Origin of the sequence: Pedobacter faecalis (genome assembly GCF_030182585.1) — a bacterium.
Classification (GTDB): Bacteria; Bacteroidota; Bacteroidia; order Sphingobacteriales; family Sphingobacteriaceae; genus Pedobacter; species Pedobacter faecalis.
The window spans coordinates 1,108,337-1,132,347 of sequence record NZ_JARXOW010000001.1 but is presented as its reverse complement, the minus strand read 5'-3'; the positions used below and the strand labels follow the sequence as shown (position 1 = coordinate 1,132,347).

The 24,011-nt window shown below is 44.9% G+C and carries 15 protein-coding genes; 8 read left to right on the top strand and 7 right to left on the bottom strand.

All coding sequences use genetic code 11. The features are described 5' to 3' along the window. Window positions 1-98: 98 nt before the first annotated feature. Both QEP07_RS05005 and QEP07_RS05000 read left to right on the top strand, forming a co-directional pair. Entirely contained in the window at window positions 99-2,075 is a 1,977-nt protein-coding gene (locus QEP07_RS05005) for a hypothetical protein (RefSeq protein WP_285008835.1), read from the top strand. Then, window positions 2,051-3,799: a hypothetical protein gene (locus tag QEP07_RS05000; protein ID WP_285008834.1), complete on the top strand. Its 1,749-nt coding sequence runs from the start codon at window positions 2,051-2,053 to the stop codon at window positions 3,797-3,799. Before QEP07_RS05005 ends, QEP07_RS05000 begins: the two co-directional genes overlap by 25 nt. Window positions 3,800-3,875: 76 nt before the next feature. On the opposite strand, the gene QEP07_RS04995 is transcribed toward QEP07_RS05000, so the two are convergent. The 7 genes from QEP07_RS04995 to QEP07_RS04965 all read right to left on the bottom strand — a co-directional run bounded on the left by QEP07_RS04995 (window position 3,876) and on the right by QEP07_RS04965 (window position 10,660). Further along, complete coding sequence (locus tag QEP07_RS04995) at window positions 3,876-5,825, bottom strand: protein kinase domain-containing protein (RefSeq protein WP_285008833.1); 1,950 nt, start codon at window positions 5,823-5,825, stop codon at window positions 3,876-3,878. Beyond that, window positions 5,825-6,673 carry a PP2C family serine/threonine-protein phosphatase gene (locus QEP07_RS04990; protein ID WP_285008832.1) on the bottom strand — a complete coding sequence of 283 codons (849 nt, stop codon included), beginning with the start codon at window positions 6,671-6,673 and terminating at the stop codon, window positions 5,825-5,827. The genes QEP07_RS04995 and QEP07_RS04990 overlap by 1 nt, the downstream gene beginning before the upstream one ends. Then, on the bottom strand, window positions 6,583-7,257 hold the full coding sequence (locus QEP07_RS04985; RefSeq protein ID WP_285008831.1) for a vWA domain-containing protein: 675 nt from the start codon (window positions 7,255-7,257) through the stop codon (window positions 6,583-6,585). The genes QEP07_RS04990 and QEP07_RS04985 overlap by 91 nt, the downstream gene beginning before the upstream one ends. A 180-nt stretch (window positions 7,258-7,437) precedes the next feature. Beyond that, entirely contained in the window at window positions 7,438-7,854 is a 417-nt protein-coding gene (locus QEP07_RS04980; RefSeq protein WP_285008830.1) for a hypothetical protein, read from the bottom strand. A gap of 29 nt (window positions 7,855-7,883) precedes the next feature. Next, complete coding sequence (locus tag QEP07_RS04975; RefSeq protein WP_285008829.1) at window positions 7,884-8,459, bottom strand: RES family NAD+ phosphorylase; 576 nt, start codon at window positions 8,457-8,459, stop codon at window positions 7,884-7,886. Between the two features lie 77 nt (window positions 8,460-8,536). Beyond that, the gene (locus tag QEP07_RS04970) at window positions 8,537-8,791 is read right to left on the bottom strand and encodes a hypothetical protein (RefSeq protein WP_285008828.1); all 255 of its coding nucleotides are present in this window, start codon (window positions 8,789-8,791) and stop codon (window positions 8,537-8,539) included. 603 nt (window positions 8,792-9,394) lie between these two features. Next, window positions 9,395-10,660, bottom strand: coding sequence for an ROK family transcriptional regulator (locus QEP07_RS04965; RefSeq protein ID WP_285008827.1), 1,266 nt, complete (start codon window positions 10,658-10,660; stop codon window positions 9,395-9,397). Between the two features lie 189 nt (window positions 10,661-10,849). Here QEP07_RS04965 and QEP07_RS04960 point away from each other — a divergent pair, with 189 nt between their 5' ends. The 6 genes from QEP07_RS04960 (at window position 10,850) to QEP07_RS04935 (ending at window position 24,001) form a co-directional block, all read left to right on the top strand. Beyond that, a complete protein-coding gene (locus QEP07_RS04960) occupies window positions 10,850-12,130 on the top strand; it encodes a Gfo/Idh/MocA family oxidoreductase (RefSeq protein WP_285008826.1) in 1,281 nt (426 codons plus the stop codon). A 44-nt stretch (window positions 12,131-12,174) separates the two neighbouring features. Continuing rightward, window positions 12,175-15,603, top strand: coding sequence for a 3-keto-alpha-glucoside-1,2-lyase-like domain-containing protein (locus tag QEP07_RS04955; RefSeq protein ID WP_285008825.1), 3,429 nt, complete (start codon window positions 12,175-12,177; stop codon window positions 15,601-15,603). 488 nt (window positions 15,604-16,091) lie between these two features. Further along, a complete protein-coding gene (locus tag QEP07_RS04950) occupies window positions 16,092-18,314 on the top strand; it encodes a heavy metal translocating P-type ATPase (RefSeq protein WP_285008824.1) in 2,223 nt (740 codons plus the stop codon). Between the two features lie 55 nt (window positions 18,315-18,369). Beyond that, window positions 18,370-18,963 carry an RNA polymerase sigma factor gene (locus QEP07_RS04945; RefSeq protein WP_285008823.1) on the top strand — a complete coding sequence of 198 codons (594 nt, stop codon included), beginning with the start codon at window positions 18,370-18,372 and terminating at the stop codon, window positions 18,961-18,963. Window positions 18,964-19,041: 78 nt separating this feature from the next. After that, on the top strand, window positions 19,042-20,259 hold the full coding sequence (locus tag QEP07_RS04940; protein WP_285008822.1) for a FecR family protein: 1,218 nt from the start codon (window positions 19,042-19,044) through the stop codon (window positions 20,257-20,259). Between the two features lie 211 nt (window positions 20,260-20,470). Continuing rightward, window positions 20,471-24,001, top strand: a complete 3,531-nt coding sequence (locus QEP07_RS04935) for a SusC/RagA family TonB-linked outer membrane protein (protein ID WP_285008821.1) — start codon at window positions 20,471-20,473, stop codon at window positions 23,999-24,001. Window positions 24,002-24,011 lie beyond the last annotated feature (10 nt).

Sequence of the window (24,011 nt, the reverse complement as noted above, 5' to 3'; positions counted from 1 at the left end):
TGTAATAGAGGTTTCAAATCTTCTTTTTTACTACAAAAAGTTATCTTTATATTAAGTCGATCTTTACACCAAAAATAGGAACCAAATACAACGAACGCTTGAAAACGCAGCAGAAAGCAAAAGTGCTTACCATAAAGGAATTGGCTAAAGCAAGCATTGCCCAAAAGACCTTCCAATTCGCTAAAAGCGATTTTAATTATAACTATGCTAAGTTGCTCACTAAAGGCATCCTAGCTGAACAAGAGGAAATAATCAGCATCGTCCCCATAGAAGAATTTACCAAAATCTTTTTCTCATCCATGTCGTCTGAGTTGAAATTTAAGCTTAACCAAGATTTTAGAGCTACACTAGATTTTACGCAGCGGGTCGAGAATTATTACAGGGAGGATGATCGGGGTGTGATTGGGATGAGTAGGCAAATCAACTCCTTGCTAAAGTATCTTTTGATAGTCTCAAGACAGAAACATGGAACCGACTTTCAGGAAATTATTCCAATGTTTGAAGCTCAGGAGGAGATGCCATTACTTCGACAATTCAACACAGTGTTCTTTGAGAACTTATTAGATTTAAACTTATCTGTTGAGCAGATCATAAAAATCACTAGTTTTCTAATCTCAAAGCTTCAAACCAGTCTTTATCATAATGACGCCTTGATACAGATTGGCAATGCTATCTCAAGACACAGCAGTTCACGAGAGGATATCGCAGATGAATATCTAGGCTACTGTATGACCGAGCCAAATGCTCCAGTCATGCTCTTCGCCCCTGCTATCGTTGGAAAATACCACAGTACTGGCAATAAATGTGATTTTCTCAAGGCCATGATTGTAGAAGCAAAGACTCATCTGCCGATAATTACAGCTGTGTCTGCATTTGGCATCCGTGATGAAATGGAGGCGCATGCGGTTATTAATGTTATTGAGTCAATAAGTCCTCATAAATATGAGTTATCAATTGGATTACCGAGATTTTATATTAAACTTTTGGGAAACAATAACTTGATTGATACCGCTGTCATTGACAAGTGTTTTTCTGCACTACAGGCGCTTCTAAAAGGTTCAGACTTAAGAGTAAAACAGCAGGTACTCCATAACCTGAGGTTGGTTGATGGGTATGATGAAAAAATAAATGAGCTGGTCCTTTCAATTGGTGAAGAGATTAATAATGGGGACCTTCACGATGGGATCAGCAATGCCTTAGCTGGACGGAGCAGCCCGAAATATTTCTTCCGTTTTGTGGAAGCGTACGTCGCTTACGGAAAGAAATTCCCTGTCAGTTCATTTGATTACCCAATACATCATTTTCTCAATGAGGCGCCAGAGGAGTTTTCTAGTGAATTGATCTCGCTGTTGATACATGATCTTGGATGGGTCAGATTAGCTGCCGGGAAAATAATGAAGTCAATATACCACCCGCGTCGACCCTTCAATTTTGCAATTGATTTATTGACATTGCCACCTTTAGATCAGTATAAACTCTGGGTTTCGATTCTTCACATGGACTACGATATTGAAAGAGCGCTACCAATCGTTTTGCCTCTGCGAAAAAGCAGTTCATCGTTTGTTGCTGACGTTTTCAAGCTGAAGTTAGAATATGAAATTGAAAACTTTGGTGTCCCGATCATTGACATTTTTGAAAAATACGCGGATCCCAATGACCCAGAGGATCAGGCGCTGATCAGTAGATTAAAAGAAAAGAATGAATACGTTACTGAGATGATGAGGCATAAATCGGTGATCAAAGAATTGAACCCGTATTATACGCAGTCGAAGCTTATGAAGGAATTTAACGAGATATGGAATTCGAAGTTCAATACCTCGATTCAAAAAGGGATTAACAAAGGTAGTGTCATCAGTCAGTTGGCAACGACAGTAATATTGGCTAAGGGAGGGGGCTGGAAACAGGACGGGGAGGTAGACAGTAGGATAGGCAAACTTTCTAAAATTGGGGCAAGTATGGTTTTTCCGAGGCAGCACTCAATATCACCTAATAAATATGATTATGAGATGAGAACCTGGTACATAGAAGATTGGACAAAAGATTTTAAGAGATGGGAAGCAATAGTATTATTGTAAGAGAATATCTGGAGAATTTGAAGGAGGACGGGGAGCTTGATGCCCTATTCCCAATACTGATTAATTTGATGGGCTTTAGGATAGTTGCTACTGCCAAAGAAGCAAAAGGGCAATCCCAGTATGGCAAAGACATTATCGCTATCGGTAAGGATGAGTTTGGAGTAAAGCACCGTTATTATTTCGAGTTAAAAGGACACGCTGATAAAGACATCACAGACAAAAACTATTCTTCCAAAGATGGCGTTCGTGAGTCGATCATCGAAGCTAAGGATACGGCATTCAACGACAGTTCTATTCCTGCATTTAATTCTCTACCGATTAAGATTGTTTTCGTGCACAACGGCATTATGAAGACCAACATCAGGCCTACGTTTGAAGGATTTATAGCCAGAGAATTCAAAGATGGTGAGTTTGAAAGGTGGGATATTTTTTATTTAACAGATCTCTTTAGTCAATATCTATTTAATGAGAACCTGCTAACCGATGAGCACAGCCTCAGATTATTCAAGCGAACGCTTATTCTATTAGATGCCCCTGAAAACGACTTCAGCGATTTTAGAGCTCTTGTTGATCTACAAATTGAAAAAATAGGTGAAAATAATAAGGGAAGATCGTTCCATAAGTTCTTTGCCACACAGATTCTTTTGGGTAATGTAATCACCCATTACAGTATTGAAAACAATAATTTAGAGCCTGCTAAGCAGTGTCTTACCTATCTTCTTTTGAAGACATGGAGCTGGGTGTTATCACATAAACTTGAAACCAAACCATCGGTTATTAGAGAATTTAGAAAACTCGTCATGCTGCATTACAAGATGCTTGACAAGTATTTTGCTACCACATTTCCTACAGCGTGTAAAGAGAATGGGCTATATTCGGAGCGTGGGGGTTTTTTCGAAGAGGCTGGCTTCCCATTACGAAGCTTTGAATATTTGAATTACTTTGTTTATTACTGTCAGGTCCGGCAGCATTATCCGCAGTTTTTACCAAAGGTATCGGATGTAAAACGGACACGGTTGTTGATCAAACAAAAATCTGCTCTAAAAAAGTTGATTGAGAACAACGATGGCTGTCACAGGGCCATAATGGATTATCATTCTATTACAGTACTCAATGTTTTCCGATTTGTCCTCGATCAATACGATGAAGATGACATTAGATTCGTTGCAGACTATTTGGTTAGCATCTTCGAAAATATCATAATCACCCATCAGATTACTGATCGCTTCCCTTTACTTTCACAAGACGCGTCCATATTAATTAAAGCTATTGCAAGTGACAATAAAGAAGGGTATGAGGATAGAAGTTCATTGCTTATTACGATATTATTTGAGTTAACAGCCATTCTAACAGGGGAATACATCTATGACAGTTTTAAGGTTGGATTTGAAGGTAAAATTAATCTGCAAACTGCTTATCCTAATTATAACGTATATGACATCGAGCAATTGCTATTTGAAAAGCACTTTGATCAGGAGTTTTATGTCGAAACCAGTCTTAGTCTTAAAAACTCTTTTAAAGAATTTCGGGATTGGATGAGCGAAAAACCTATTGAGAAAATTGATTATAGAACAGATCGAGCTGGATTTAGCTATCTAAGAACACTTGCACACGTGTATTATAAAAATGAGTTTTTCCCTGACTCGTGGAGAAGTATGCTTAGTCCAAAAAAGAAAGATGTTATAGAAGAAAATCAATGGGAGCAATCCTCAAAAAGTAAATAGGTGTGGAACTGACAGCTAGTTGAAGGACTCAGAATATGGAATAGATAGTCTCAGAATCAAATTTCATTTGACGAATCTAAAGTTTCCCTTTGAATTTCTTAAAGGCATCGAAGTTTAGCTGGGCTTGGTAAAGGATAGGAATAAGGTTGTTGTATTGTGTTTCCAGCCTGTTGGAACTTGATAAAATATTGGATTGGAGGGCTGCGACTGCTTTGTACTGATTTTTGATATCTATGGCCAGCTTTTGTTTTTTTGCGGTGAATTCCTGGGCGGCAGAATTGATTTGCTGATCAATGATGGTTTTATCTGGTGTATAAGCAAATCCAGTGCTAATGTGCCTTCGCCAATCCATTAATATTTGAATGTTTTTTGGGCCGATACCTGCAATTTTTGTGTACCTGAGTTTAGTGATGTCGGCTGCTGTCCGAATGCCATTACCATAAATGAGCGTCTTTTTTGCAGTGCCAAAGGAGGGAATGGGATGGCGTGTAACATCGAAATGCTGCAAGAACAGATGGAGTTTTGCGTTGTAATGATCCTCTTCAATCTTCTTTTTTCGCTTATTGAATTCTCCGGGAAGACCTTTGAAGGCGTCTATTGACAGTTGCAATTGTCTGGCAGCCTGATTGTAGGTGGTCAGTTCTGATGGATAGTTGTGCTGTTTTACCAAGGAGGATAACGACTGCTTCAGGTTGGTTAACTTATCCTGCCTGTTTTTAAATTCGCTTTCCAGTTTCCTTTTAACAGGTGAAAAGCGGTTCACAATTAATATGGCTACATAACCTCCAAATAAGCACAGCCAGTTGAATAGGAAGCAAAGGACCATTGTCGCTAGGACTATCAGCGAAATAACACTGACATTCATTACTCTCCAGGTGTGGAATTTTGCTTCTATGGGTTCTGCTTTTAGAGCTGGTTTGGTGTAAGATTCTGTTAGTGTTTTAAGTTCGATTTTGTCCAGTTTAAAGCCGTTCACAAACTGGTCGATGTCGTTCATTTGCGGAAGTGCCTTGAGATAGGAATCATCCAGAAAGTAAATGATGTTGTGTTTATCGCGAAATCTGCACCATGGACAATAGCCGACACCTTTAGGATAGTAGTGAATTTTAGTATTGGCACATTGCACAATCACTTTGTTCAAGCCGGCAAGCTCATTAAGCCAGGCAGCCGCGGTTGGTCTGTCCAAAGTATGTTCAAACGCGGCATGGAAAAGTGCAGAAATTCCAGTGGGCATTGCATGAAGTTCCAGGCTATGTTTGGCAGGAAACAGTTTTTTGTTCTGGCGTCTTAGCGAGTAGGCGAACTCGTGGGTTTTTATGGCCGTTTCCTCGTCTATCTCCTGACTGCCGGGATTGATGCCGGTGAAAGGCGCTCGGCCTAGAAAAAGCAGTTGAAATATCAGTGTAGCCAGTGAAAAATTGTCGGTATTGACGGTGCGGATCACTTGGTGGAAAGAGCCTTTGAGCAATAACTCGGGGGGAGTATATCTTGGAATGCCTACTTCGCAGTAGTGATATTTGGTGCCGTTTTTTATTTGGAATGAATCGCAATCGATCAAGGCGACCATGCCTGCCGCACTTACGAGTATATTAGCTTCGTTAACGTCTCCAACAACGATGCCTAAGTGGTGTATCCGGTGAAATGCGGTAGCCAGGTTGCGCGATACGTGGACTAAGAAGTTATAGCCTTTGTCAGGGAAGAGCTTTTTCCTGTCCATTGGGTTGAACAGATTATGTAACGGGACATATCCTTCCAGTTTGCGCATTACAAAGCCGCATGTCTGCCCGAGCCTATCTTTGACAATGTCCAATGGCCAGGCTGCAAATTTTGTGAGCTCATCACTTACCATGGAGGCCATGTAGATCAGTTTTTCTGATTTGTCTGGATCGAGTTTTTCAGTGTAGATTTTGATCACCAGCGTATCTTCGCCCTGAATGGCGAACACTGCACCCTCTCCACCCTGACCGATTTTTGGTCCGGCGGAGTAATGCTTTCCCCGAATGCCTTGGTAAATCTGTGAGGTCATTACAATCGTGTGGCCAAGAATAGTGTTTTATCGTCATCCGTCCGGTTATTGATAACATCTCCGGATAAGTATTCGATGAGCCGATTGTTCAAGATTGCGAGGTGATCTGGCTCAGTTGCACGCCTGAGCAGCGGAAAAAGATTGTTGAAAAAAGGCTGGTGGACGCCCTCGGTTTCATTATTCAATGTTAGCATCTGGAGTCCATCAGTAAAGATCCCGATTTCAGTAATGGTCTCGTCAATCACTTTTGTCTTAAGATGCGGAAAATTCGGATCGTCGATGAGAAATGTTGTAGTATTTTGATATTCTCCATTGTGAGGCCACCAGACAGTTGTAAGATGTTGGCCAGCAACACTTCTTACAATCGCTCCGTCACCAATCTGGATAAATCCTGCGCGGTCTGGGAAAATTATACATCCCAGTAGCGTGCAGGAAAATTCGTTTTTAGGCACCTGTTGCTCTGCTGCAAGGGTAGTGAGATGATCGTAAATCTGTTCGGCGACCGCAATTAAATTGGATTCGGTCAGCTGATCTTCTGAATAAATAACTTTTTCAACGAACTCGGCACCTTTCAAGACGGAGGCGTCTGCAGCTTTTGCAGCATATTTGGCACTTCCGGCACCATCGCTGACAAAGCATAGGAGTACTTCATCATGCTTATCAGAATACATGATCTTATGGTAAACCGCGTCCTCACACGTTTTTCCAGATTGAATATGGGAGGTGCCGATCACGCTTTGACCGATCATTTTCCAAATCATAGGTTTGCCCAACCCGTTGGTGGTAAAAGCTTCGTCTGTTCGCCTGGATTTTTGCTGGATACCATTTTCATGGAAGAAGATAGCCATAAAAAGAATTCGCGGAACATGAGTCCCTTTAACTTAATAGGGCTCCTGACCGAAAGTTTGCTCAAAGTGTCCATGTTGGCACCTTCCACACCAATGGCAAAAAATGCGAATTTGTTTTCGTTTTCTCCATCCTGGATCAATTTAGCTGCATGTGACCAGTTATCTGTAGGTCCGCCGTCGGTGATCAGGATAATCCAGGGCTTGTAGTAACCTACTCCGTTTTCCCGGTAGAGTTGTTTCCTTTTATTGATCAGCTCAATTCCTAAAGTAACTGCACTGCCTATGGGCGTATCGCCATTTGCCGAGAGTGTTTTTGGGTAGAAATGGTCAACTGTTTGGAAATCAGATTCAAGTGAGACAGGTCCAAAAGTTATCATGGCTACTTCAACCCGTTTTGAGGCGAGCGAGTCCTGTACCAGCTCATTTTTTAAAATTTGTATCCCTTCGTTGAGTTCTTGTATGGGCCTGCCGCCCATTGAACCCGAAGTGTCGAGTAACAGCATACATGGGCAGCGAGACTCCGGATTGTTGGCAAAATCATCGGAACCAAAAGGGATCTGTTCAAAAGATATGTATTCATCCATAAGGAAAGTTTTTTAGAATATTTTACTAATATATATGAAAATACTTATCCGGGGTAATGTGCAATCCCCTGTGTATAAATAGTAAAGATCAACCAAGGGAATTATCTGGCTCGCTGGATGAGCAGGCTCAGGATTGGTTATATGCACATAAGCCTAAATAATAATGTGCTTGAAACGGAATCAATCATCTTCCCAAATGACCAGGTCACCTTCTATATAATACGATTTCCGTAAAATGGAGACCGTAATCGGTATTGGCTCCCCATTTAATTCAGAAGGTTCAAGACTTAAAACTTGGCAATCGAGAAATTGGTGGGGAATTAGCTTTTTCACCGATTCAGGCATTATTGCTAAATTCTCCGTCTCATATTTATTGGCAATACTGGGGTAGACTAAGGCATCATAACGCGCAAGTTCTTCAACTGGGTGTGGCACCGGTTCAAACGAATTATCCAACATCTCGTCGGCGAAGTAGGCACTGTATAAATATTCGTAGCGCTTCGGACTAATCACCGGTGTATTTTTAACAAATTCGGAACTGATAAATTCAAGCAGTAAATCCAGTATCCTAGCAAAAAGGGGATGGTTATATTTCATTCTCTCCTCGAATTTTCCCTTGGCTTTGATCAACTCTTCAGTTTGTACTTTTTTTCATTCATTAAGGGATAGGTCACAAATTTTTCATCTGGACGATGCTTCCAGTGACCAAGAATAATTCTGTCACCTACTTGAGGTTTGGTCTCCAAAATAGCAACATCAAGGTGAGAAGCGGCGTAAAAAAGTGTGGTTCTAGGGGAATTGGCGCGGCCATAAACGCCGTTTGCTAGATTGACTGCCACGGGCGGGTGTATTAAATAGCCCAGGTTTCGTACTTTTCCTTTTTCAAGAAATGACTCTCGTACAAAACTAACTCTGTATATGTTCTCAAATGTGATTTTATTTTGCACCTGAATTTGCATATTGAAAACAGTCTTCATAAATGCGACAATCGTCTGTGCTTCTTCATCATTGATTTGAGAAAGATCAATTGATTTCAAAAATGGATAAGCTCGTTCGTAAAACTCGATGGCTTCGTTCAAAATTGCTTCCTCCTCCTCCGTGATTTTCTCTCCTCTAACTAATTTAAAGGTAACTTCCTGCTCAGGAGTCATTTTATCATTATAGATTTTTGCGGGGGGAATCTCTGGAAATTCAGGTAACATAATTTATGAACAATTAGTAGTATTCTATTAGGTGATATCTAAGATCGCAATTTAATAAAGCTTGGTATGCGCCATTATTAAATATCTACCTGATCGTCATTTTCCACCAGCAGAAATTTCCCGTCTTCGAGTTCCCGCCATCCATAGCGATAACAAAAATAATAGGTGCCGTTCTTGGTGTTCAGTATACCTGTGTGATACCTGAAATCAAATCCATGTTCCAGCAGTAATGACCGGCTGACTTTTCTGGGTTTCTCATGCTGGAGCAGTCTTACGCTGGTATTTTTTCTTAAAGTCCCTACTGAGAGGTTCTGCAACCATACCGCCTGCAATGTTGGCTAATTTCTCCAAATCCTTCACAAAATCCAGTGAGAGCAGGTTGTCTAGGAGTACTGATTGAGAGTAAGCTCAAAAAATTCAAGGGTTCTTCAATTTTGATGAGCCCTTTTTATTTGATTATCAATGAGCTAAGCGATGAGGCTGGATATAGTATTGCCATGTAAGGAGTTCACACCATCGTTGCTTGATTTTCTATAAATAAGAATTATAGTTCGTATTTGTCCTTTTCTCGAATAGGTTTGCTACTGCTTTACATTCAAATAAGAACTATAATTCTTATTTTCCTGTTTGACTGGCAATTTATTGCTAAGTTTGATTAAATAGGAATTATGATACGCATGGACCTCAAAGGATCCCTTCTCAAAATCAATCCGCACTGACCGGCAAGTCAACCTGGTCTTTGCACGCGGCTTGCAAATGACGGGCAGATTCATCAACAAGACAGCAACGAGCAGATACTTGTTTTTCAGAGAAGATAACCAGCAGGAAATAGAAATCAATACCGAAGAGTTGTACAGCATTACGCCAGTATAAAACCAGCGGGAGCCGTAACTTCAGCTCCTATGGAAAAGCCAAAGACTAAAGATGCCGCTTCCTCAGCGCAGCGGCATCTTGTGCTTTCCTGCTTTTTGGATACAGGCACCCAGGAAATGGTCAATGCCTGTCGTAGCATAACCCAAAAGCCGGGAATTTTCACCGAGTTCTGAAGACACGATTGTTGTGCGCTCCCTGATCTGGGTCATACAGTAAGTATTGATGGCCTGCTGCATGGGCAGGGTAATGTACTGTTTGGCTTCAGCTATCTTTCCGCTAAGGATGATCAGTTCCGGATTGAACAGCTGTATCAACACGGCAATTCCTTTGCCCATATAGGTGCCTATGTTGGAAAGCAGCTGTATGGCGTACTGATCTCCTTTGTTTGCTGCTTCGATGATCACGGCAGGTTCAATTCTTTGCAGTTCTTCTTTACTGAGTTTATTGAGCATGGAGTTTTTGCCTGATAAAATGCCTTCCTTGGCCATTTCTGACAGGGCATTGCCTGAGGCGATAGTTTCCAGGCAGCCGTGCTTTCCGCAATAACAAAGGGCACCGTTTTCGACGAATGGGATATGTCCGAGTTCTCCGGAAAAGCCGCAGGCCCCTTTTCTCAGCTGCCCGTCCATAATGATACCCAGGCCGACGCCCCAGTCCATTAATAATATAAGTGCGTTTTGTTTGCCTTTTGCCATTCCGTGTGTGAATTCTGCCATTGATGATCCATTTACATCGTTCTGTATAACCACGGGCAGCTGCAGCATTTTTTCAAATGCGGCTGCAAGGGATGTATTTTCTGCATCACTTAAAAAGTAGCTGTAGCTTTGTCCTTTTTCGGAATCGACCAGGCCGGGCATGCCTACGCTGCAGCCGATCAGCTGATCGTTGCTGATGTGGTGTTCTTTGAGTATTTCCTGGACATTTGTGGTTAAAATACTAAAGAAGTCCGATCTGCTGCTTTTTGATATGGGCAGGGTAATGGTTTTGGGTTCGGCTACATAGTTATAGTTGTTGTCCATAACGGCTATTTTTGTACGGAACAGTTCTATATCTATACATATAATAAGTATCTTTTTGTCCTTTAGCCCATATAGATCGGGTTTTCTGCCGCCCATCGAAACCCCATAGCCTTTCTTTTCTATCCAGTCTTCGTCGGTCAGGTTGCTGATGAGCTTCAAAATGCTTGGGGTGCTCATGTTCATGGTATGGCACAGGGTGGAAACTGAGCACGGCCCGAGGTTGAAAAGGTGTTTGACAAGCTGGAATTTGTACAGCAGCTGTTTATCGCGCGCCGGTTTGGTTATGTTATTTAATAGATGAAGATTCATTTATTTAATCTTTCAATTTTGGTAAATATAGACAACTTATATTAAAATTTTATAGAAGTATTTTTATTCCGTAAATAATTACACGATGTTTTGACTTTTCGACAATTTCTCGCTAATATTAACCATACAAGCATTCGATTTTTTGTGCTGTAAGGGCGCGATAAGGAGAACCCAAACTTGACCATTTATATGAAACCGGAAGAACCACAACAAAAAAACACCAGGAGAGATTTCATTAAGAAGTCTGCGGTCGGTGTGGCCGCTTTTACTATTGTTCCCCGTTATGTGCTCGGCGGACAGGGCTTTCTTGCACCCAGCGATAAGCTGACAAAAGCGGTAATTGGGGTAGGCGGTATGGGCCGCGGCCACTTTGGATATGAGGGCACCCAGGTGGTGGCCATTTGTGACGTTGACAAAAACCACCTGCAGCAGGCTGCGTCCATGCTGGACAAGGGTGTAAAGACTTTTAGTGATTACCGTGAGCTGATCCAGTTGCCCGAAGTGGATATTGTACACATTGCTACTCCGCCGCACTGGCACGGGATTATGGCTGTTGATGCGGCCAGCGCGGGTAAGGATATCTGGTGTGAAAAGCCAATGACCCATACGATAGGCGAGGGAAAAAGGGTTGTGGAAGCTGTAAAGCAGCACGGCCGCATGTTCAGGTTGAATACCTGGTTCAGGTTTAAAGATACATTTTATGGTATGGGCACGACTGTGAAACCCATTAAGAAACTGGTTGACAGTGGTATGCTGGGCTGGCCGCTAAAAGTGACGGTGGGCAAGCATACAGGTTATGACTGGAAGTTTTACTGGGTGGGTAAAGACAATCTGGAGCCCCAGCCTGTACCGCCGGAACTGGACTACAATTCATGGTTAGGGCCTGCTCCTTATAGGCCATACCATCCGCACCGCGTACACCAGACTTTCAGGGGTTACTGGGATTATGATGGTGGTGGTCTGAGCGATATGGGCCAGCATTATATTGACCCGATCCAGTATTTCCTGGGTAAAGATGATACCAACCCGGTTTCTGTTGAGGTGGATGCTCCGCAACAGCATACGGATGCTGTGGGCATCTGGCGCAGGATCACTTATACTTATGCGGATGGCTGCCAGATCATCCTGGATGGAGAGGGCAAGGATACGAATGTTCCTTATATTGAAGGCCCTAAGGGTAAACTCTACCCTGGGTTTAAGTCCGATATTCCTGATCTGGAACGCAAGCTGGCGCAGTTCCCTGATCCTGATCCGGAAATCGTGGAATTTTCAGAGTCGGTGAGGACCAGGAAGAAGTTTGCTTTGAACGAGGAGAACGGACACCGTTCCTGTAATATTGTAAATATTGGCCTGGCGGCTTTGAGACTCGGAAGGTCGCTGAAGTTTGATCCGGTAAACCAGGAGTTTGTGGATGATGAGGCGGCCAACAGGCTCATCAACCCGGTAATGCGCGCGCCTTTTTCTATTTAACCATCAGGAGAACTGTTTCAAACAAAAAATTTGATTAATAAATCATGATAAAGAAATTATTATTTGTCCTGCTGCCGGTTGCTCTGCTGACCAGTATGACCGGCAATATGGTTTTTGCCCAGGACAAAAAAGATGAACGAACTGTTACGACCAAAATAGCCGACCTGCTGGCCCAGTTGCCTGCCAGGGATGCTGCCCAGCTCGCCCGGAACATGAAGGAGATTACTGATCTTGGTGAGGACGGTTATGTGACGCTGATCAGCGGGCTGACTGCGCCGGGCAAGGGCAATAATTCATTAATTGAGTATGCGGTGGGTGGTTTTACCGCTGCTTCTACCAAATCCGGACAGCAGGCCTGGCGGTCTATGGCGGTTAGCGCATACTGTAAGGCCCTGGCGAAACTTTCTGATAAGCAGAACAAGGCTTTTATCATCAGTCAGTTTGACCTGGTTGGCAATGATGCTGCTGTGCCTTGTCTGGAGGCTTATATAACTGATGATCAGCTTGCTGATGAGGCTTCAAGGGCATTAGCAAAGATTGGATCTCCTGCTGCGGTTTCTGCATTGGTAACCGGATTAGGCAAGGCAAACGGCAAGGCTAAGGTTGCTGTCGTTGAAGCGTTGGGACATACCACTTCTAAGGCCGCTGCTGACGCGATAGGGCCGCTTGCTGCGGGTTCTGATAAGGATCTGGCAAAAACTGCTTTATATGCGCTGGCGCATATTGCAGATGCCTCTTCTGCTGATGTATTGGTTAAGGCTGCAGAAGATGCTGGTTATAAATATGACAAGACCAATGCGGTGGCTTCTTTACTGGTTTACGCGGAAAACAGGGTTGCCAGCGACAAGGCTGGTGTGGAAAAGATCGCAAAGGCTATTCTGGAAAAAGCAACCGGAGATGATCAGGTTGAACAGCGCATTGCTGCACTCAAACTGATCGCGGAAACGCAGACTGGTCAGCAGGCTTTGCTGGATGCTATGAATGATAAGCAGTTTGAATTCCGCGCAGCGGCGGTAAGACTGGCAGCTGCTGGTTTGACTGATGCAAATAGTGCGGAATGGGTGAAGAGACTCAGGAAGGCGGACGCGCCTACAAAGGTTTTGATTATTGATATGCTGGGCAGGGCCCACGCAAAATCTGCATACCCGGTTTTTCTGAAGTTATTTAAGGATAAGGATGCAGAGGTGCGTAGTGCTGCATTTTCTGCGGCTGCATGGACGGGGCAAGAAAAAGCAATTGAGCCAATGGCAAAGGTAATGGGCAAGGATACGGCAAATTTGGCTGCGGTATCTGAAGTCCTGCAACGGATCAGGGGCAATGATGTCACTGCGTCAATCAGTAGTAGCATTGCAGGTGCAAAAACAGAAGTGCAGGTGGCTTTGATCAATGTCCTGGCGGCGCGTGCTGCAAGTGGCCAGCGTAATGTTATATCTGCTGCACTGACCAGCAACAAACCTGAAGTAAGGAAAGCAGCTTTTGCAGCTTTAAAGAGTGTTTATACGCCGGAAAGTAAAGCGGAATTGTTTGCTTTAATGGATAAAACTACCGACCCGGCTGAACTAAACGATATACAGGCGGCAATTATTGCTGTAAACAAGCAGGGTAGCAACGCTGATGCACAGACTGCAGAAATCATGGCGCAGATGGATAAATCTGCTGAGGACAAGAAGTTGCTGTATTATAAGGTGTTGGGAAGCATTGGCGGCAAGAAGTCACTGAGTGCTGTTTCATCAGCTTTTAATACTGGCAATGATGCGGTCAAAAAGGCTGCTTTGGATGCATTGTCTTCCTGGGCTGATGCGGGTTCGGCTGATGAGCTGATCAAAATAGCCAGGACAACGAATAACCCTGATTTTTTAAACCAGGCTGTTAACGGCTATCTGCGTCTGGTAAGGAATGCGGATTACGCTGACGAGCAAAGGTTGTTGTTGCTGCGCAATGCGATGGCAGTAGCTAAAACTCCGGCTCAGCAGCAAAGGATTTTAAAGGATATCGAGGGAGCGAAGTGTTTTAATGCAATAGTATTTGCCGGTCAGTACCTCGACAATCCTGCTACACGGCAGGCTGCAGCCAATGCAGTTATGCATATTACCATGGCTGGTGAGTACCATGGTGATATTGTAAAGAACCTGCTCAACAAAACCATCGCTGTGATCACTGGCGGTGATGCAGGTTATCAGAAGGAAGGAATGCGTAAGTATATTTCTTCTATGAAACCGGGTGAGGGTTTTGTTCAGGTATTCAATGGAAAGGACCTTACAGGATGGAAAGGTTTGGTAGCTGATCCGATCAAACGGTCCAAAATGGATGCACAAACACTGGCTGATGCACAAGCTAAGGCTGATGCTGCCGCAAAGGACAGCTGGAAGGTGATTAACGGAGAACTGGTGTTCCAGAGCCATGGTGATAACCTGGCCACCGTAAAGAAATATGGTGATTTTGAGATGCTGGTTGACTGGAAGATCATTGATGACAAGAAGGGCGAGGGTGATGCCGGTATTTATTTGCGTGGTACTCCCCAGGTTCAGATCTGGGACAATGCCCGTACCAATGTGGGTGCACAGGTGGGCTCTGGTGGTTTGTACAACAACCAGTCCAATCCAAGCAAGCCTTTGGTTGTTGCAGATAATAAACTGGATGAATGGAATACTTTTAGGATCCTGATGAAAGGTGACCGCGTTACGGTGTGGTTGAACGGGGTACTGGTGACGGATAATGTGATCCTGGAAAACTACTGGGACAGGAACCTGCCTATCTTTGCTGAAGAACAGATTGAACTGCAGGCGCATGGTTCACCGGTTGCATACAGAGACATTTTTATCCGGGAAATCCCGCGTCCGAAGCCTTTTGAACTGAGCGCTAAGGAGAAGAAAGAAGGGTATAAGGTCCTGTTTGATGGTACTAACATGCACAGCTGGACCGGTAACACGACTGATTACGTGATCGAAGACGGCAATATCGCGATCAGGCCAAAGCCGGGTCAGGGCTCTGGCGGCAATTTATTTACCAAAGAAGAGTTCAGTGATTTCGTATTCCGTTTTGAGTTTAAGCTGACTCCGGGCGCCAATAATGGTTTGGGTATCAGGGCACCTCTGGAAGGTGATGCGGCTTATACAGGTATGGAACTCCAGATACTGGACAATGAGGCGCCGATTTATAAAGACCTGCATGTGTACCAGTATCATGGTTCTGTATATGGCACAATTCCGGCGAAACGAGGTTTCCTGAAACCGGTAGGTGAGTGGAACTATCAAGAGGTAATTGCCAACGGCCCTAAGATAAAAGTGATCTTAAATGGTACGGTAATCCTCGACGGCGACCTGACTCCTTTCAGGAAGAATGGTGCACCTGACCATAAAGACCATCCGGGACTGTCAAGGGATAGTGGCCATATTGGCTTCCTTGGTCATGGTTCTCCGCTGGAGTTCCGCAACATCAGGATCAAAGACCTGGCTAAGAAGGAGGGTACCTAAGTTCATTCCAAACTTACTTCATAAGGATACGGTATATCGCTATCGGTTTGTTTTGGAAACTGGAAAGTCAGGCAAGATTTTCTGGAGTGTTCCCTACATCCTGGCTACTTCGTGGCGATTGATTAGAAAATAAGTACATATTAAATACAATATAAATAGAGGGTTGGTATATCCTTGGTATATCCTTCCTATATCGTTGGTATATCCTTGATATATCTTTTTGATATGCCAACGATATGTCAATGATATCTTGACCATATGTTATTTATCTACTTATTATCTAATTAGATTCTATTGATTACGTATTTATTGGCCACTAGGTACAGCATAGGCACTTAGAAGAAAAACACTTAAGGGTAAGGAGATCACTGACTATGAGAAGATATCTCTGGATAAGCTGTAAATTCTGCAAATCAATCCCAAAATTCTGTAAGTGTTATTTAGCTTTTTGTCCTGAGATTTGTATTGCAAATTTAAACAATCAAATCATGGCAACAGATAATAGCAATGAAAAAACGATCAAGAGGACTTTTCCCGTGCTCGGAATGACCTGCGCCTCCTGTGCAAGCAGTGCCGAAAGCATTACCAGTCACCAGCCTGGTGTTGTTAGTGCATCTGTGAATTTTGCCACGGGTAACCTGTTGGTAGAATATATGCCTAAACGTATTGGCGTAGAACAACTGCAAAAGGCGATGCAGTCAGCCGGGTACGATCTGCTGATTGAAGATGAGTCTACACAGCGCGAGACGCTGGATAACCTTCATGCCGAAAAGTTTAACAAGCTTAAAAATAAGACCATCTGGGCGGTGCTGTTATCACTTCCTGTCGTAACAATTGGTATGCTCTTTATGGATATGCCCTATGCCAACGAAATCATGTGGCTTTTTTCTACACCCGTAGTTTTGTGGTTGGGTAAAGATTTCTTTGCCAATGCCTGGAAGCACGCCCGGCATCGTTCCGCAAACATGGACACGCTCGTAGCACTGAGCACAGGCATTGCATATGTGTTCAGCGTTTTCAATATGTGGGTGCCCGAGTTCTGGCACCAGCGGGGTCTGCATGCACATGTCTACTTTGAAGCAGCATCGGTGGTCATTGCATTCATCCTTTTAGGTAAATTACTTGAAGAAAAAGCGAAAGGTAACACCTCTACGGCGATAAAAAGGTTAATGGGCCTGCAGCCTAAAACGATCATGTTGATTCAGGCTGACGGAACAGAAAAACAGATAAAGATAGATGAAGTTAAAGCCGGCGATGTTATCCTGGTGAAGCCGGGAGAAAAAATTGCGGTAGATGGTCTGGTGACTTACGGGAGCTCTTATGTAGATGAAAGCATGCTCAGCGGTGAGCCGATCCCTGTCCTAAAAAAGGAAAACGAAAAAGTATTTGCCGGAACGATCAACCAAAAAGGCAGTTTTCAGTTCAGAGCGGTTAAAGTAGGCAAAGACACGATGCTTGCCCAGATCATCAACATGGTGCAGGATGCACAGGGAAGTAAAGCTCCGGTACAAAAGTTGGTTGACAAAATCGCCGGTGTTTTTGTTCCGGTCGTATTGGGTATTGCAATCCTTACATTTCTATTGTGGGTCGTTTTGGGCGGAGATAATGGCATTGTTCATGGACTTCTGGCGGCCGTTACCGTACTGGTTATCGCTTGCCCTTGTGCATTGGGGCTGGCAACGCCTACTGCAATTATGGTGGGCGTTGGTAAAGGTGCCGAAAGCGGTATCTTAATTAAAGATGCTGAAAGCCTGGAGCTGGCTAAAAAAGTTAATGCGATAGTGCTGGACAAAACAGGAACAATTACCGAAGGCCGGCCACGGGTAACAGACATACAATGGCTGAATAATGATGATAGCGCCAAAAACATTTTACTAAGTATAGAGAAACAATCAGAACACCCACTGGCGGAGGCAGTGACTAAGCATTTGCAAGGTGTGCAAGCCATCTCTTTGTCGATGTTTGAGAGCCTTACAGGTAGAGGCATAAAAGCCAGTCACCACAATGAAAACTACTATGTAGGCAATCAAAAACTGCTGACAGAAAATCAGGTTCAGATTGGCGAGCAACTGCAAGCTTGGGCCGACGAATGGAGCCGCCAGTCCAAGACGGTGATTTGGTTTGCAGATAGCAGGCAAGCACTCTCTGTAATAGCTATTTCCGATCAGATAAAGGAAACCTCAATAGAAGCAATCAGGCAATTGGATGACATGAACATTGATCTGTATATGCTTACAGGTGATAATGAGGCCACTGCCAAAGCTATCGCTCTGCAAACGGGCATCAGGAATTATAGTGCCGAGGTATTGCCACAGCAGAAAGCAGATTTTATACGAGAATTACAAAATCGAGGCAAAACTGTTGCAATGGTGGGCGATGGTATCAATGACAGTACGGCCCTGGCAACGGCGGACGTGAGCATAGCCATGGGTAAAGGAAGCGATATTGCTATGGATGTTGCCAAGATGACAATAATTTCATCAGACCTTACTAAAATTGCACAGGCTATAAAGTTATCAAAACGGACCGTAGCCACCATAAAACAAAACCTCTTCTGGGCATTTGTTTACAACGTGATCGGTATTCCGCTAGCGGCAGGTATTCTTTATCCAATTAACGGGTTTCTGCTTAATCCGATGATTGCTGGCGCAGCAATGGCTTTAAGCAGTGTAAGTGTGGTAACCAATAGCTTGAGGTTGAAATGGAAATAATAAGGTAAATTTCTTAAATGAAATGTAATTGCTAAAATATCGCTATCATTGGCAAATGTCAAGATACCATGGTCTTAACGAAACCGAACTGGTCCTTCTGCTTAAAGAGGGGGATGAGAACGCTTTGCGGCCATTGTATGATATGCATGTCGTTCAACTTCACCATTTCATCATCAGAACAGCAAAATCAAAGCAATTGGCTGAAGATGTGGTGCATGATGTTTTCGTTAAAATATGGGAAAAGAGGGCACAGATTGATAGCACCCAGCCTTTCAAAACCTATCTCTACAGCATAGCTAAAAACCATTTATTGAACCTGCTTAAACGTGCGCGGCATGAACATTCCATTCTGGAAGAGATACGCAAATATGCCATACCTATAGAAAATACTACCGATTGGCAGATTGAGTTTACGGAAGGCAACGCGGTGTTAAACGAAGCGATGGAGAAACTTCCGGAGCAATGTCGCCAGGTGTTCATCCGCTGCAAGATACAAGGACTGTCTTACAGAGAAGCGGCAGCCGAACTCGGCATCACCGAAGGCACCGTAAACGCCCAGATGGTAAAAGCGCTGAGGATAATCCGGGAATACATCTCCTTCAAAAACGCGATTCTGCTGGTCATTGCATACCTCTCTGGCCATCATTAAAACCTGTTTATTATTTTTTTGCATTTCGGATATATGTAAATGCGCCGCCAATTGTATAAGCAATAAAACAAGGGAATTTTGGACGCAGAAAAAGTACAACTATTTACCAGATACATCAACGGACAGTGCAGCACTGAAGAACTCGATCAGGTTTTTCAGATGCTCAGCGCAGGCGGTCATTCAGGAGAGTGGGAGGCAGCACTTAGTCAAGACGCGGAGTTTTTGGCACGAACCGATCAACAAGGCGCATTGACTTCCGCGGCCATTGAGGAGATCTATAGCCATATTAGTGCAAGTATATCAAGTTCAAGTGCAAGAAACCCTGATAGCACTGAGAGCAGGCGCGTCAGGCTTTGGCCAACAATACTCTCGGCCGCTGCCGCCATAGCCTTGATCATATCTGGTCTGTGGTTTTTCAATACACCACAAGCAGATAAGCAGCAGCAAAATCCCGGCTTGTCAGTTCAGATTGCACCTGGCGGGCAAGGTGCAACTTTGACCTTGTCTAATGGGACTAAGGTCGTTCTGGCAGAAGCTGCGAGCGGACAGCTAGCCAGTCAAGGCGGAGTAATTGTTAGTAAGTCGGCAGAAGGCGAGCTGGTTTACACCGTGACCGGCGACTTGGCTTCCGGCCAAAGCGGAAATAATACGCTATCGACAGCCAGGGGCCAGACCTACCAGGTCAGGCTGCCTGATGGATCTCAAGTCTGGCTCAATGCTGATTCCCGGTTAACCTATCCCGTTAATTTCGCTAAGAATGGCAGCCGCGAAGTTAGCCTGAGCGGCGAAGCTTATTTTCAGGTTGCCAAAGATAAGGCGCGACCTTTCCTTGTGTCCTCAAAAAATCAGCAGGTAGTGGTGCTGGGTACGCATTTCAATATCAATAGTTACGAAGACGAGCCCAATGTTACCACAACCCTGCTAGAGGGAAGCGTCCGCGTGCGGGCCACCATGGCTAAAAATAAAGGGTTCGTTCAGGATGTTTTGCTCCGGCCCGGCAGCCAGGCTGTAAACAGCAGTGGTAAAATCACAGTCTCTGCGGTCGACCTGGAAAGCGTCACAGACTGGAAGGATGGTGATTTTTACCTGAACCATGTCGAATTTAAAACCGCAATGCGCAAAATCGCCCGCTGGTACGATGTAGACATCGTCTACGATTCATCCGTGCCAGACGATCTGGAAACCGGGGGATGGATATCAAGAAACAATCAATTGTCTGCCGTATTGAAACTTATCGCGTCGTCCGGCCAGGTACGTTTCAAAGTGAAGGACAAGACCATATACGTTTCCAGATGACCAGCACATTGACAGCTAACCGATTATCAAACTAAAAAGGAAAAAACATGACGTAGATCTACCACAAACCAGGAGGCTGAAAAGAAGCCAGAGGTGTTCGCTGCACCTCCGGCAAGGTTCGGCCGCTTCATTGAAAAAAATCAAGTTTTAACGCAGTCCGCCATAGCCCTTAGCAAAGCAGCTGGCGCATCTGCACAACCAAACCAAACGAATGTACAGAAATTATATCAGGAAACTTGATGTGGCTGTAGCGCCATATCAGAAAGTATTGCTAGTTATGCGATTAACCACCGTCATTTTAATAGCCACCCTCATGCAGGTCAGTGCCTCGTCATTTGGCCAGCTCATCACCATAACACAGAAAAATGCGCCCTTGGAATCGGTGCTAAAAGAAATCAGGCGTCAGAGTGGTTTCGACATCTATTACGATGGAAAAACGATTACTGAGTCGCTCACAACAACCTTATCAGTGAAGCAAGCCAGTCTTCAGCAGGCCTTAAATGCTGCACTGAAAGACTTAAACCTACATTTCCGAATCACCGACCGAACCGTGCTTATCGAACGTAATCCGCTCTCGGCAAGAAAGGCGAGCTTTATCGTTACCGGCCGGGTTACCGACAATGATCATTTCCCGGTACCAGGTGTTACCGTTACCCTAAAAGGTTCCGGCAAACAAACGATGACAGACGGAGAGGGGAAATTCTCGATTTCTGCCGAGGCTGCGGACGACGTGCTTGTCTTTACCAGTGTATCCATGGAAACACTGGAGATCAGTCTGGACGGCCGCAAAGAAATTAACGTTACACTCCAGCTGAAAACCAATACCTTAAAAGAGATTACGGTCAATACCGGTTTCCAGCGTATTGGCAAAGAAAAGATCACCGGCGCAACAGTAACCGTAGGCAGCGCTGAACTTGAAACGCGGTATACACCCAACATCCTGAACAATCTGGAAGGCAGGGTTCCGGGCTTGGTTACCTATCGCGGCATGACGTCCATCCGCGGGGTAAGCACCATAAACGCGACCAAGAATCCGCTTGTCGTGTTAGATGGTTTGCCGATAGAAGGATCCCTGGCCGATGTGAATCCCTACGATGTTCAGGATATCACCGTCTTAAAGGACGCGGCTGCTGCGGCAATTTATGGCGCCAGGGCAGCCAACGGCGTCATCGTTGTTACCACCAAGCGCGCCAGGGGCCGCGGAACAAGCGTAAGCTTCTCCAGCGATGTTACCGTGGCACAGAAGCCAGATCTGGATTATAATTTGCTTAGCCCGTCTCAACAGGTCGATGCAGAACTTAAGGTATACGACTATCTGTTTGCCAATACGGGCGGACTCTATCCCAATCGGGCCGCTGCGGTTACTGCGGTAGGCAACAGCATAAGTAACGGCACACCAATATCCCCGGTACAATACGCTTACTACCAGCTCGCCAAGGGCGACATTTCCCAGGGTCAATTTGATGAGCAGCTTGCAGGCTTCAGGCAAAATAACTTTCGGCAGGATTTTAAAAACCGGGCCTTGCTTAACGATGTGCTGCAGCAATACGACCTGGCGGTAAGAACCAGTGGGGAACGCTTTCAATCCAGCTTAGTCGCCAATTACAAAAACAGCAACGGCGGAATTATTAATGCCTACAACCGGCAGTTGAATCTCTTTTACAAAGGAACTTATGAGGTAGCGCCGTGGCTGGATGTAAATTATGGCGTAAACTCGGTACTGGGATATGTTCGTTCGGCCAATAGTGCCTTTGCCGGCAGCGCTCTCAACGTGCCTTCCTACCAGAATCTGACAGATGCAGCCGGCAACCGGATGTATTACACCACCTCAGATTATAATGCGTACAATACCAATACCGCTACGCAACCGGTAAGCAGCCTGCTTTTTAACCACCTCGACGAGCTCGACCGGGACTTCAGGAATACCCGGCAGCAAAACACGCGCTATTACCTGAACATGAACGCAAAAGTGGTTCCAGGCCTAACGCTGAGTCCGCAGTTCCAATATGAAAACAACAACCTGGCTGCGTCTACCTATGCGGAGGCCGAAAGCTATACCATGCGCTTTTTAAAGAGTGTTTATACCACCATGTTGCCGGCCAACGGCGGGTATCTCGCTACCTCGAACACGAAGGGCGACTACTGGACTGCAAGAGGACAAGCCGAATATCAGCGGACGTTTGGGAATCATGCCATTGACGCCATAGCGGGAACAGAATTCAGACAGACGCGTACCAGGGGTACAGGCGGACTTCTGCTTGGATATGATGATCAGCTTCAGTCGCATTCTACCACTTCTGTGAGTTTTCCGGCGCTGGCCAATTTCCGCAACACAACCGCGTTTAAGCCAGGGTTTAGTACCGCAAGCCTGTACAGTCGTTATATCGCGGGTCCGATAGCCGTATTTCCTGAAACCGTTCACCGGTTCAATTCCAACTATGCCAATATCACCTATACCTATAATCAGCGCTACAATGCTTTCGCCTCATACCGGGTCGATTACGCGGACGTATTTGGACTCGATGAGAAGTTTAGAGGCAAGCCGCTTTGGTCGGCCGGCTTGAGCTGGAACCTGCACCGGGAATCGTTTCTGTCGCAGTACGATTGGGTCGATGTACTTAAATTGCGCACAACCTATGGTGTCACCGGAAATATTGTTCAGGGCGTCAGTAGTTTTCTTACGGCCAACTCAACACTGTTCAATCCCGTCACCAATCAGCCAATGTCGGTCGTAACCAATGCCGCCAATCCAGAATTGCGCTGGGAGAAAACGGCAACTTTCAACGTTGGGGCCGACTTTGCGATGTTCGGCGGGCGGCTCAATGGGGCGGCCGACTGGTACCGGAAGAAAAGCAGTGATGTGCTGGTTACACAACGACTCGATCCTTCTGAAGGTTTCACCAGTCAGATTATCAACAATGGGGGGCTGCTCAACAATGGTATAGAGCTTAGCCTGCAGTATGATTGGTTTAAGGCGGCAGACCGCCAAGCGTTTGGTTGGAATACCGGCCTGGTGCTCAGCCATAACAAAAACAGAATTACCTATATCGATGAAGTGGCCACTACGCCAATCGCCCTGGCACAGGGTGGATATAAAACCGGCTTTCCGGTCAATTCCCTGTTCTCTTATCAGTACCGCGGACTTAGCAGTATCGGTCAGCCGCAGTGGCTTACCGCCGCAGGCGCTTTGAGTACAATCGCGCTGACGAGTAACGACATGGCAGCCATGGTGTATTCAGGAACCACTGATCCGAAAGTCAACCTTAACCTGACCAGTGAAGTTCGCTACAAAGGATTCAGTCTCTATGTCCTGGCCGTGTATTACGGTGGCCAATCCCTTCGTGCTTTGGTGCCTGAGGTGGTTTCAGGTGTTCCGTACGGATCGATGCCAGCTTATATTGCCAATGCCTGGACTCCTGAGAATACCAATACTATTATTCCGGGAACAGGCAGATACGCGCCAGGGGTATATCCCGGCACGCAGGGTCCGCCGGCCGGACAGCTCAGCTATTCTGATGCCTTTGTGCGCAACGGAGATTTCATCAAGATGCGCAGTGCAATATTTGGCTACCAACTGCCACAGTCTGTACTATCAACATTGCGTTTAAAAGGAGCCGGACTAAGGTTTCAGCTCAATAATCCAAAAGCGTTGTGGACAAGAAATGATGTCGGCGTCGATCCTGAAACAGGCGGTGCAGCAATCCCAACCTCTTATGTATTTGGTTTAAATGTCAACCTTTAATCTATAGGAC

Excerpts from the sequence above, each read along its gene's own strand:
- QEP07_RS05000 (WP_285008834.1), top strand. The coding sequence starts at position 2,051 with ATGGGAAGCAATAGTATTATTGTAAGAGAATATCTGGAGAATTTGAAG.
- QEP07_RS04995 (WP_285008833.1), bottom strand. The coding sequence starts at position 5,825 with ATGACCTCACAGATTTACCAAGGCATTCGGGGAAAGCATTACTCCGCC.
- QEP07_RS04990 (WP_285008832.1), bottom strand. The coding sequence starts at position 6,673 with ATGGCTATCTTCTTCCATGAAAATGGTATCCAGCAAAAATCCAGGCGA.
- QEP07_RS04985 (WP_285008831.1), bottom strand. The coding sequence starts at position 7,257 with ATGGATGAATACATATCTTTTGAACAGATCCCTTTTGGTTCCGATGAT.
- QEP07_RS04980 (WP_285008830.1), bottom strand. The coding sequence starts at position 7,854 with ATGAAATATAACCATCCCCTTTTTGCTAGGATACTGGATTTACTGCTT.
- QEP07_RS04975 (WP_285008829.1), bottom strand. The coding sequence starts at position 8,459 with ATGTTACCTGAATTTCCAGAGATTCCCCCCGCAAAAATCTATAATGAT.
- QEP07_RS04965 (WP_285008827.1), bottom strand. The coding sequence starts at position 10,660 with ATGAATCTTCATCTATTAAATAACATAACCAAACCGGCGCGCGATAAA.
- QEP07_RS04960 (WP_285008826.1), top strand. The coding sequence starts at position 10,850 with ATGAAACCGGAAGAACCACAACAAAAAAACACCAGGAGAGATTTCATT.
- QEP07_RS04955 (WP_285008825.1), top strand. The coding sequence starts at position 12,175 with ATGATAAAGAAATTATTATTTGTCCTGCTGCCGGTTGCTCTGCTGACC.
- QEP07_RS04950 (WP_285008824.1), top strand. The coding sequence starts at position 16,092 with ATGGCAACAGATAATAGCAATGAAAAAACGATCAAGAGGACTTTTCCC.
- QEP07_RS04945 (WP_285008823.1), top strand. The coding sequence starts at position 18,370 with ATGTCAAGATACCATGGTCTTAACGAAACCGAACTGGTCCTTCTGCTT.
- QEP07_RS04935 (WP_285008821.1), top strand. The coding sequence starts at position 20,471 with ATGTACAGAAATTATATCAGGAAACTTGATGTGGCTGTAGCGCCATAT.